Origin of the sequence: Mycolicibacterium lacusdiani, from assembly GCF_021916785.1 — a bacterium.
In the GTDB taxonomy this organism is placed as follows: domain Bacteria; phylum Actinomycetota; class Actinomycetes; order Mycobacteriales; family Mycobacteriaceae; genus Mycobacterium; species Mycobacterium lacusdiani.
Map to the genome: position 1 here is coordinate 809,147 of NZ_JAKCFC010000003.1, position 9,049 is coordinate 818,195.

Consider the following 9,049-nt stretch of genomic DNA (forward strand, 5'->3'; position numbering starts at 1 on the left):
TTCGATGTCGCCATGGGTGACATCGACGAGATCCAGCAAGTGAAGTACCGGTACCTGCGCGCGCTCGACACCAAGCACTGGGACGACTTCGCCGACACGCTCACCGAGGACGTGGTCGGCGACTACGGCGAGTCACTCGGCGAGGAGCACCACTTCACCGACCGCGCCTCGCTCGTCGAGTTCATGGTCACCTCGATGCCCGCCGAGGTCATCACCGAGCACCGGGTCACGCATCCGGAGATCGTCGTCGACGGCGACGAGGCGACCGGGATCTGGTACCTGCAGGACAAGGTCATCGTTCCGGCGTTCGACTTCATGTTGATCGGTGCGGGTTTCTACCACGACCGGTACCGCCGGACGACCGACGGCTGGAAGATCAGCGCCACCGGCTACGACCGCACCTACGACGCGTCGCTGTCCACCAAGGAATTGGACTTCAAGGTGAAGGCGGGGCGCGCCATCGCCGCGCTGTAGCAGACGCGCATACGGCGACTACTTCGAGACCGCGATCAGCGCTCCGGGCCGCAGCCACTGCATGACCTTCACGAGCATGTCGTCGTCGATGGCGACGCAGCCCGCGGTGGGTCCACCGTCGGTGGTGTGCAGGAAGAACGCGCCGCCCTTGCCGGGCACGCGTTCCTTGTTGACGCCCATCACGACGGCGTGAGCGTATTGCGGGATGTCGAGGTTCTCCGTCCCGTCGCTCAGCGCTGTGCTGAAGGGGCACTTGGCCTTCTCGCACACCTGCATCGTGTTGTAGGTCGGGCTCTTCATGTCGCCGTCCCACCAGTGGTTCGGACCCACCTGCACGTACTGCAGGCCACCACCTGGATTCGGTTGCGTGCCAAAGGCGAAGTCCAGGGTGTAGACGCCCATCGGCGTCAGCATCGACCCGTCGTAGTGCTCGGGTGACATGCCCTTCGAGCCGATCTTGGCCGGGATGCCCGCCCCCACCGCGCGCCAGCCCGACGACGTCCGCTCGTACACGTCCACCTTGGCGTCCGAACCACCCACGCCGACAACGGAAACCACCTGCGTGGCGTTACCCACCTGGTTGGCGAACCACGGTACGAGTTCGGCACGGGCCTGCGGCGCCGCCACCAGCGCGATGACCGCGACGCACAACGAGGTCAGCAGTCGGCGCATGCCCTCCATCGTGTGCAGCGGTCCGGTCACGGATCAAGTCGACGAACGGACACGATCCGGCATCCACCGAGCCCACGCCGCCTCCTGCTCGGCGGCGAGGTCGGTCGCCCCCGACCCGTAGAAGAACAGGCTCGCGGTGACCATCGCGACACCGGGAGCGCAGTGCGCACCGATCACGGCGACGCCGTCGGCGGGCTCGTCGAGGCGCAGCATGACGTAGCGGTTGTCGCGATCCTGATGCAGCAGTTCGACCACCCCGCTCAACTCGGGCGCCCCGGCCGGGGCCGATCGGCGATCGCCGACGTTGGCGCCCGCAAGGTTCAGCGCCTCGGTGATCGCGCTCCACGCCAGGGTTCCGTCGACCTCGGACGGGATCATCACCGAGACCGCAGCCGCGGGCTGGCCGACAAAGTGCCGCAGGTAAAGCCGCAGAACGGCGAAGAAGACCGGCCAACCGCCCTCGAAGCTCTCGAGTTCGTCGTCCCAATCGTCGCGATCGGTGAAGAGGCTGTGCACCATGCGGACGACGCATTGGCCACCCTTGTGACCGGTCACGACCACCTCGGTGGCGACGGGTGGCGCCTCGCCGCTCCACCCCACCTCCTCGTAGCCGAATCGCACCGGCGGCTCCCAGACGGTGACGGGCCCCCGCGAGGTGGCGTCGCCGCCGAAGTGGAAGGTGACCTCGCCACCGACGAATTCGTCGACCTCGGCGCGGGTGAACCAGGCGCTCATCCCCGGTCCGGTGGCGATCGCGTTCCACACGTCCTCCGGGGTGCCGGGAACCAGGAATTCCATCTCGACCCAGCGGCGGCCGGAATCGTCTCTACGCACGGGCATGTCGTGTCCCTTCAGTCGGTGGCGGGTGCGGGGTAGGCAGCCACCACCAGGCGGTGGGTGCGGCCGCGGGGTGCGGTCTCGTTGTGATATCGCGCCACCAGGCCGGTGACGGCGTCGGTCAGGTCGCTGGCGAACCGGGCGCGCTCCGCCGGCGATGCGAAGCGGACGGCGGTGTCGATCGACAGCGTCGCCAGTCGTTTGTCGGCGTCGCGGGAGCGCCGCCACAGTTCGCCCACCTCGCGGATGGAACGGGCGGCGAGTGCGACGAGGTAGCTCGCCGACAGCCGGTCGCCCGATCGTGCGGGATCGGCGCCGACCGGCCCCAGCGCCTGGGGCGACACGACGTACGACGACGCCGACGCCACCATCAGCCGCTCGGTGAGACCACCCCACTTGCGCTCCCCCGCCGCGACGACGAGGCCGCGGTGCTCGAGCGCACGCAGGTGGTAGTTCACCTTCTGCCGCGTGATGCCGGTGCGGGTTGCCAGCGTGGCCGCCGAGGCGGGTTCGCCCAGTTCGGCGAGCAGTCGGGTGCGCACGGGGTCCAGCGCAGTGATGGCTGCAGCCGGATCGGAGATCACCTCGACGTCGAGCACCGCTCGATCGTGTCCTTTGACAGGATTACTTGTCAATGGTGGCGGCTACGTTGGGGCCATGGACCTGTGGCAGCGGCACCGCGGCATTCGGCAAATCGGCAGAGGGCTCGGCACCCTCGACCGCGAGGTCTACGAGGCGATCGCGGAGTCGCCAAGCCCACTGCTGGACGCGGTGATGCCCAAGCTGACCGCCGCGGCAGACCACTCGAAGCTGTGGTTCGCGATCGCGGCGGTCCTCACCGCGACCGGGAAGCCTGCGGTGCGCCGCGGCGCCGCCCGCGGCGTCGCCACCCTCGCGTTCACCAGCCTGATCACCAACCAGGGTGCGAAGCGGATCTGGAAGCGGGCTCGGCCGAACGTGCTGGCCGTGCCGCTGATCCGCCGTTCAGTGCGGACGCCGACGTCCAATTCGCTGCCGTCCGGCCACTCGGCCAGCGCTGCTGCGTTCGCGGTCGGCGTCGGTCTGGAGAGCCCGTCGGTAGGCCTGGGCCTGTCGCTCCTGGCGGGCCTGGTCGGCATGTCGAGGGTGGCCACCGGAGCGCACTACCCGGGGGACGTACTCGCCGGCCTGGGATTGGGCGCCGCGATCGCGGTGGTCGGCGGCAAGATCGTGCCGCCGGTGGTCGAAGTCAGGATGCCTGCCACCGCCGCGCCGCTGCGCGTGGACACTCCTGCGCGACCGGACGGTGCCGGCGTGGTCCTCGTCATCAACCCGGCGTCGGGCAGTGGTACCGGCGCGCGCGTCATCGACGAAGTGCGGCAAGCGCTTCCGCGCACGGAGATCGTCGAGCTCACCGAGGACGACGACGTGCCCGCCGTCATGCGCGACGCCGCCGAACGCGGCGAGGTGCTCGCAGTCGGCGGCGGCGACGGCACGGTGTCGTGCGCAGCCGGGATCGCGGTGGAGACCGGGATGCCGCTGGCGGTGTTCCCGGGCGGCACGTTCAATCACTTCGCCAAGGACATCGGCTGCGAGACCGTGGAGCGGACCGTGGAGGCCATCCGCGAAGGCACCGTCACGTGCGTCGACGTGCTGCGCGTCAACGAGACGGGCACCGTCATCAACACGGCGAGCATCGGCGCCTACCCGGCGTTCGTGCGCACCCGCGAGAAGCTCGAGCACAAGATCGGCAAGCCGTTGGCCGGGGCGTACGCGCTGTTCCACACCCTGCGCCGCGAGGCGCCGGTCCGCATTTCGTTCGACAACCAGGTGTTGCAGACGTCGCTCTTCTTCCTCGGCAACTCGGTGTACCTGCCGTCGGGGTTCGCGCCGTCGCGACGAGGCCGCCTCGACGATGGGCTCATCGACGTCCGCATGCTCGAGACCGGCCGACCGTTCGCGCGGCTCCGCATCGTCACGGCGCTGGCGCTCGGCAGGCTGACCAGGAGCCCGCTCTACCACGAGATGCGCGTACCCGAATTCCGGTTCAAGGCGATGGACGGACCCACCCCACTCGCACACGACGGCGAGGTCGAGATGGTGCTGGAGGAAGCGACGTTCAGCGTTCGGTATCGGGGGCTGCCGGTGTTCCGGCCACTGCCCTAGTCCGATCGATCGCCCGCATCACGGGCAGGCACACCAGGACCCACAGGTAGCCGAGCGCCCAGCCGGCTACCACGTCGGACGCGTGGTGCACGTTGAGCGCGACCCTGCCCACGCCCACGGCGACGACGACCAGCGCGCCCGCGACGGCGAGTACGCGACGCAGATCAGCGCGGACGTAGGGCGCGAGCACGACGGCTAACGCCAGCACGCTCGCCATGACGCCGACGGCGTGGCCGGACGGGAACGACGTCGACGACGCAGACACCATCGCGGTGTCGGGACGGGGCCGGTCGCCCACCCACTTCGCCAGCACGGTGAGCGGGCCGGACAGTTCGACGGCCAGCAGTAGGAACACCGCGGTGCCCGGCTTCCTCCGAATGAATGCGTGCACGATCATGCCGACCGCCACCACGCGAAACACGAACGGAGAGAACAGGGTGCAAATGGCGTCCCACGTCCCGACCCACGCCGGGTGCTCTGCCGCCAAGCGGTACGCGGTAGCCAGTGTCGAGGAGTCGACGCCGACCATCCATGCCCACGACGACATGGACCCGATCCACATCGCGACGTAGATCGCCGCGGCCAGCACGGCAGACGCAACGGCCCATTTGGCTCGCGGTGGGAACACCACCGACACACTACGGAAACAACCTGAACCTAGTTTGCCACCATGACGCAGGAGGCGCAGGACGCCGCACCGGGGGCCGCAGTCGAGAAGCCAGTCGAAGTCGACACCATGACCGCCACCAAGGAGACCTTGGAGGACTACACGCTGCGGTTCGCCCCGCGCAGCTACCGCAAGTGGTCGACGCGGGTGGTCGGCATCTCGGCGCTCGGGGGCATCGCCTACCTCGCCGACTTCGCGATCGGCGCCAACATCGGCATCGCCTACGGCACCACGAACGCGCTGTGGGGCATCCTCATCTTCGCCGTCGTGGTGATGCTGACCGGATTCCCGGTGGCCTACTACTCCGCGCGCTACAACATCGACCTCGACCTGGTCACCCGCGGTAGCGGTTTCGGCTACTACGGGTCGGTGGTCACCAACGTCATCTTCGCGACGTTCACGTTCATCTTCTTCGCCCTCGAGGGCTCGATCATGGCCCAGGGCCTGGAGTTGGGGCTCGGGATACCGCTGTGGGTCGGGTATGCGGTCTCGACGATCATCATCTTCCCGCTGGTGATCTACGGCATGAAAGTGCTTTCCACGCTTCAGGTGTGGACCACTCCGCTGTGGCTGGTCCTGATGGTCGCGCCGTTCGTATACCTCGTCGTCAGTCATCCGGAGTCGGTCGGCTCGTTCTTCGCCTACCAGGGTGAGAACGGCGTGCAGGGATTCGACCTCGGCTCGACGCTGCTGGCCGCGGGCGTGTGTCTGTCGCTGATCGCGCAGATCGCCGAACAGAACGACTACCTGCGCTTCATGCCTCCCCGTACGCCCGAGAACAGCCGCAGCTGGTGGACGTGGCTGTTCTTGGCGGGGCCCGGCTGGGTCATCTTCGGCGCCATCAAGCAGATCGTGGGACTGTTCCTCGCCGTCTACCTCATCGCCAACGTTGCCGACGGCGCGGGCATCGCCAACCAGCCGGTGCACCAGTTCCTGGAGATCTACCAGAACTTCCTGCCCCCGTGGCTGGCCATGACGCTCGCCGTCGTCCTGGTGGTCATCAGCCAGGTGAAGATCAACGTGACGAACGCCTACTCGGGTTCGCTGGCGTGGACCAACTCGTTCACACGCATCACCAAGACCTACCCGGGCCGGCTGGTGTTCCTCGGTTTCAACCTCTTGATCGCCCTGGTTCTGATGGAAGCCAACATGTTCGACTTCCTCAACACCATTCTGGGTTTCTACGCCAACTGCGGCATCGCCTGGGTGGTCGTGGTCGCCTCCGACATCGTGTTCAACAAGTACCTGTTGAAGTTGTCGCCGATGCAGCCGGAGTTCCGCCGCGGCATGCTCTACGACTTCAACCCGGTTGGGTTCGTGTCGATGCTGGCTGCCGCCGGCGTATCGATCCTCGCGTTCTTCGGCGGCCTCGGTGAGGCGATCAGGCCATACTCACCGCTGGTCGCGATCGTCCTAGGAGTGGTGCTGCCGCCCATCATCGCCGTTGCGACCAAGGGCAGGTATTACCTGCGCCGCACCGACGACGGCATCGACCTCCCGATGCTCGACGAGTTCGGCAACCCTGCCGATGATCACCTGAAATGCCATGTGTGCCATCACGATTACGAACGGCCGGACATGCTGAAGTCGGCTGGGCCTGAGGGCTACATCTGCTCGCTGTGCCTGTCGACGGACAAGTCCGGCGACAAGGTGCTGCCCGCGCAGACGTAGTCGCCGGTTGGGAATCCGGACACCGGGCGCGGTCGAGGATTACTGTCGCCGTATGGCTGTCCTGCTGCGAAAGATGCTGGGCATCGGCAAGCTTCCCGACGACATCCGGGAGCAGGTCGAGGCCGAGGGCGTGATCCACCTGGCCGAGTTCGTCCCCGTGACGTTCAAGTTCTCAGGCAAGGTGCCCGGGAAGACGGCGAAGGGCAACATCCGCAGCTACGTCGGCGCGCTGGTGCTGACCAACCGGCGGCTGCTGGGCACGCTGTCCACGGTGCCCAAGAAGGCCGGCCGAGCCATCGACCATGCGTGGAGCGACGACTCGGGGTCCATGGTCACCGCGACGCTCGACGCGTCGGGGCTGACGCTCGACGTACCGGACATCTCGGTGGTGGACTCGTCGTTCGCCGGGTCGATGTCACTGCACTTCAAGTCAGCCCTGTCCGAGGACGTGCTCGCGCGGGTGCCGCAGCGGACGCTCGGGTACGACGTGCCGCCCAAGTTCGTCTACACGGCGTGCGGGGTGCCGCGGGCCTAGCCGCCGTCGGTGTCGCCGTCGGTGTAGAACCAACGCCCTGCCCGCCGCTCGAACCGACTGCGCTCGCGCATGGCGTGGTGCCCGCCGGCCTCTCGGTAGTGGGCGGTGAACTCGACCTCGCCCCGGTCGTCCTCGGCGCCGCCGGCAGCGGTGTCGACGACGTCGAGGCCCGTCCATTCGATCTCCCGTTCGATCGCGACGTCGGCCGGGCGGGTACGCGGGTGCCACGTGCGGAACAGATAGTCCGGCAGCCCGCGGGCGTACGCCGAGTACCGCGATCGCATCAACTGTTCGGCCGTCGCCGCCTCGCGCTCACCGTCGTGCAGCGGCTCGCAGCACGCGGCGTAGTCGACACCGCTGCCGCACGGGCAGTCACTCGCGGAGGCCATGCTCACATCCCTATCAGAACGGTGGTGGGTCAGCGTCGGTACGCGCGCGGTTGATCGCGCGTTCGTGGGCGATGCGTGCGGCCTTGTCGGCGGCACGGCTGCGTCGTCGTCGTGGCATCGCCCATGTCTTGGCGGGGCTGTCGGGTGGGGGTGCGCCTCGGGGTTGGTGATCGCCGGTGGGAGTGGCCAGTCGGGGGAAGAACGACGCACCGAGTGGGGTGGTGGTGTAGCGGCGGCCGCTGGGTGAGGTGAATTCGATTGTCCCGTCCGGGTGTTGGACGTCGTTCCATCCGCGGGGTCCGCCCCAGAATGTCTTGAGCAGGTGATGGTGGCGGCAGTACGCCTTCAGGTCGGACGCCTGGGTGCGGCCCTGGGGCCAGGGAACGGTGTGGTCGTAGTCGCACTTCTCGGCGGGATGGCTGCAGCCGGGGAAGCGGCAGGTGAGGTCGCGGAACATCAGGAACGCGCTCAGCGCGCGGGAGGGCCGGTAGCCGTTCTCAGGCGGGGTGTCGGCGGTGGGGACGGTCAGGGGCCGGGCCGGGTCGTGGCGCGGCCGGTCTCGACGAGTTCGCGGACCGTGGCGGCGGGGACGGGGCCGTGCCCGGGCAGGTAGGTCGGGGTGTCGCTGGTGCCCTCGATGGTGGCCTGTTCGGCGAGCACGTGGACGATCACCTGCGTCGGCGCGACGGGAGCGTGGCGCGGTTGCCGCTGGCCGGGCACTCGTTTTGCCCGCACCGGCAGTCCAGGGTCTCGCGGCGTTCGGACAGCGCCACGAGGCCGTCGACGCGGCGCTGTGCCGTGGTGCGGGGGTCGTCCCGGCATACCGTGGCGGCGATCGCGTCGAGGCGCTTGTCCAACGCGGCCCCGTCGACGGCGCTGAGGCGGCCGTGGATTTCGCTGAGCCCGTGCTCGCCCGGGGTGATCTCGACGTGGCGGTCGTCGTGGCGGTCGCGGGCCACCCGTTTGGCCTCGGGGTCCAGTTCGACGACCAGCCAGTCGACGATTTCGGTGAGCTTCTCCCGCGAGAGGGCGTTCCAGCGGGGTGCGGCCTCGGCCAGCCTGGCGTCCAGCTCGGCGAGGACACCCGGGTCTTGGACCAGGGTGGTGCGGGTGTCGATGGTGGCGATGACCCGCAGATCCACCTCGCCGGCCAGGAACCGTCGGGCCAGCCGGGGTAGCCGCTGGACCAGGGTGAGGCCGCGGGACATGTCGGCTCCGGCGCGGAAGCGGCTGACGCCGAGTTCGGCGCCGACTTCGGCGGCGGCGGCATCGAAGTCCTCGACGCACCACCGCTCGGTCTCGGAGCCGGGCCCGGCTTCGTGGCGGGCGGCGAACACCCCGGCCGCGACCAAGCGGCGGGCGACAGCGGCGCGTTCGGCGTGCAGCGATTCACCCATCACCGCCAGCAACGCCCCGTCGTCGAGGCCCTCTGTCTTGAGTCAAGGAGTTGGCAGGATTTCCAGGTTAATGGGGTTCAGGTAGGCCTGTTGTGGGGTGCGGTCCTGGATGGCTTGGTGTGGTCGGATGGTGTTGTAGATGACGCGAAAGCGGTGGGCTTCCATGTCGAGGGCATCACCGTCGCCGATGTAGCCGCGGAAGAGGTGCTCGTATTTCAGCGTCTCGAAGAATCGCTCGATGACGCCGTTGGTCTGCGGTGAT

The 9,049-nt window shown here is 68.3% G+C and carries 13 protein-coding genes; 4 read left to right on the forward strand and 9 right to left on the reverse strand.

Going from position 1 to position 9,049, the window contains the following annotated elements; translation table 11 throughout:
* Positions 1-12 precede the first annotated feature (12 nt).
* Positions 13-474, forward strand: coding sequence for a nuclear transport factor 2 family protein (locus tag LOK44_RS13635; RefSeq protein WP_237570550.1), 462 nt, complete (start codon positions 13-15; stop codon positions 472-474).
* 18 nt (positions 475-492) lie between these two features.
* Here the strand turns inward: LOK44_RS13635 and LOK44_RS13640 are convergent, their stop codons facing one another.
* Genes LOK44_RS13640 through LOK44_RS13650 form a run of 3 tightly spaced genes read right to left on the reverse strand, consistent with a single transcriptional unit; the run spans position 493 to position 2,582 of the window.
* Positions 493-1,146 carry a L,D-transpeptidase family protein gene (locus tag LOK44_RS13640; RefSeq protein ID WP_237570627.1) on the reverse strand — a complete coding sequence of 218 codons (654 nt, stop codon included), beginning with the start codon at positions 1,144-1,146 and terminating at the stop codon, positions 493-495.
* 33 nt (positions 1,147-1,179) lie between these two features.
* Positions 1,180-1,986 (reverse strand): SRPBCC family protein, encoded by an 807-nt coding sequence (locus LOK44_RS13645; protein ID WP_237570551.1) that lies wholly within the window; start codon positions 1,984-1,986, stop codon positions 1,180-1,182.
* A gap of 11 nt (positions 1,987-1,997) precedes the next feature.
* A complete protein-coding gene (locus LOK44_RS13650; RefSeq protein ID WP_237570552.1) occupies positions 1,998-2,582 on the reverse strand; it encodes an ArsR/SmtB family transcription factor in 585 nt (194 codons plus the stop codon).
* A 58-nt stretch (positions 2,583-2,640) separates the two neighbouring features.
* Between LOK44_RS13650 and LOK44_RS13655 the strand changes: the two genes are divergently transcribed.
* Positions 2,641-4,128, forward strand: a complete 1,488-nt coding sequence (locus tag LOK44_RS13655) for a bifunctional phosphatase PAP2/diacylglycerol kinase family protein (protein WP_237570553.1) — start codon at positions 2,641-2,643, stop codon at positions 4,126-4,128.
* On the opposite strand, the gene LOK44_RS13660 is transcribed toward LOK44_RS13655, so the two are convergent.
* Entirely contained in the window at positions 4,082-4,756 is a 675-nt protein-coding gene (locus LOK44_RS13660; RefSeq protein WP_237570554.1) for a phosphatase PAP2 family protein, read from the reverse strand. The genes LOK44_RS13655 and LOK44_RS13660 overlap by 47 nt on opposite strands.
* Positions 4,757-4,864: 108 nt before the next feature.
* Here LOK44_RS13660 and LOK44_RS13665 point away from each other — a divergent pair, with 108 nt between their 5' ends.
* Positions 4,865-6,466 (forward strand): purine-cytosine permease family protein, encoded by a 1,602-nt coding sequence (locus tag LOK44_RS13665; protein WP_237570628.1) that lies wholly within the window; start codon positions 4,865-4,867, stop codon positions 6,464-6,466.
* A gap of 52 nt (positions 6,467-6,518) precedes the next feature.
* On the forward strand, positions 6,519-7,001 hold the full coding sequence (locus LOK44_RS13670) for a hypothetical protein (protein ID WP_237570555.1): 483 nt from the start codon (positions 6,519-6,521) through the stop codon (positions 6,999-7,001).
* Here LOK44_RS13670 and LOK44_RS13675 read toward each other — a convergent pair.
* From LOK44_RS13675 to LOK44_RS13690, 5 genes are all read right to left on the reverse strand, one after another.
* Positions 6,998-7,390 (reverse strand): YchJ family protein, encoded by a 393-nt coding sequence (locus LOK44_RS13675; RefSeq protein ID WP_237570556.1) that lies wholly within the window; start codon positions 7,388-7,390, stop codon positions 6,998-7,000. The genes LOK44_RS13670 and LOK44_RS13675 overlap by 4 nt on opposite strands.
* Positions 7,391-7,403: 13 nt before the next feature.
* On the reverse strand, positions 7,404-7,847 hold the full coding sequence (locus LOK44_RS13680) for an HNH endonuclease signature motif containing protein (RefSeq protein ID WP_237570557.1): 444 nt from the start codon (positions 7,845-7,847) through the stop codon (positions 7,404-7,406).
* A gap of 68 nt (positions 7,848-7,915) precedes the next feature.
* Positions 7,916-8,050, reverse strand: a complete 135-nt coding sequence (locus LOK44_RS29750; protein ID WP_283817807.1) for a hypothetical protein — start codon at positions 8,048-8,050, stop codon at positions 7,916-7,918.
* 8 nt (positions 8,051-8,058) lie between these two features.
* The gene (locus LOK44_RS13685) at positions 8,059-8,787 is read right to left on the reverse strand and encodes a DUF222 domain-containing protein (RefSeq protein ID WP_237570558.1); all 729 of its coding nucleotides are present in this window, start codon (positions 8,785-8,787) and stop codon (positions 8,059-8,061) included.
* A gap of 42 nt (positions 8,788-8,829) precedes the next feature.
* Positions 8,830-9,049 (reverse strand): integrase core domain-containing protein (locus LOK44_RS13690; protein ID WP_237570559.1); only part of this gene is annotated, 220 nt, incomplete at its 5' end.

Bases quoted from the DNA above. Each gene is read 5' to 3' on its own strand.
- LOK44_RS13635 (WP_237570550.1), top strand. From the start codon at position 13: ATGGGTGACATCGACGAGATCCAGCAAGTGAAGTACCGGTACCTGCGC.
- LOK44_RS13640 (WP_237570627.1), bottom strand. From the start codon at position 1,146: ATGCGCCGACTGCTGACCTCGTTGTGCGTCGCGGTCATCGCGCTGGTG.
- LOK44_RS13645 (WP_237570551.1), bottom strand. From the start codon at position 1,986: ATGCCCGTGCGTAGAGACGATTCCGGCCGCCGCTGGGTCGAGATGGAA.
- LOK44_RS13655 (WP_237570553.1), top strand. From the start codon at position 2,641: ATGGACCTGTGGCAGCGGCACCGCGGCATTCGGCAAATCGGCAGAGGG.
- LOK44_RS13665 (WP_237570628.1), top strand. From the start codon at position 4,865: ATGACCGCCACCAAGGAGACCTTGGAGGACTACACGCTGCGGTTCGCC.
- LOK44_RS13670 (WP_237570555.1), top strand. From the start codon at position 6,519: ATGGCTGTCCTGCTGCGAAAGATGCTGGGCATCGGCAAGCTTCCCGAC.
- LOK44_RS13675 (WP_237570556.1), bottom strand. From the start codon at position 7,390: ATGGCCTCCGCGAGTGACTGCCCGTGCGGCAGCGGTGTCGACTACGCC.
- LOK44_RS13680 (WP_237570557.1), bottom strand. From the start codon at position 7,847: ATGTTCCGCGACCTCACCTGCCGCTTCCCCGGCTGCAGCCATCCCGCC.
- LOK44_RS13685 (WP_237570558.1), bottom strand. From the start codon at position 8,787: ATGGGTGAATCGCTGCACGCCGAACGCGCCGCTGTCGCCCGCCGCTTG.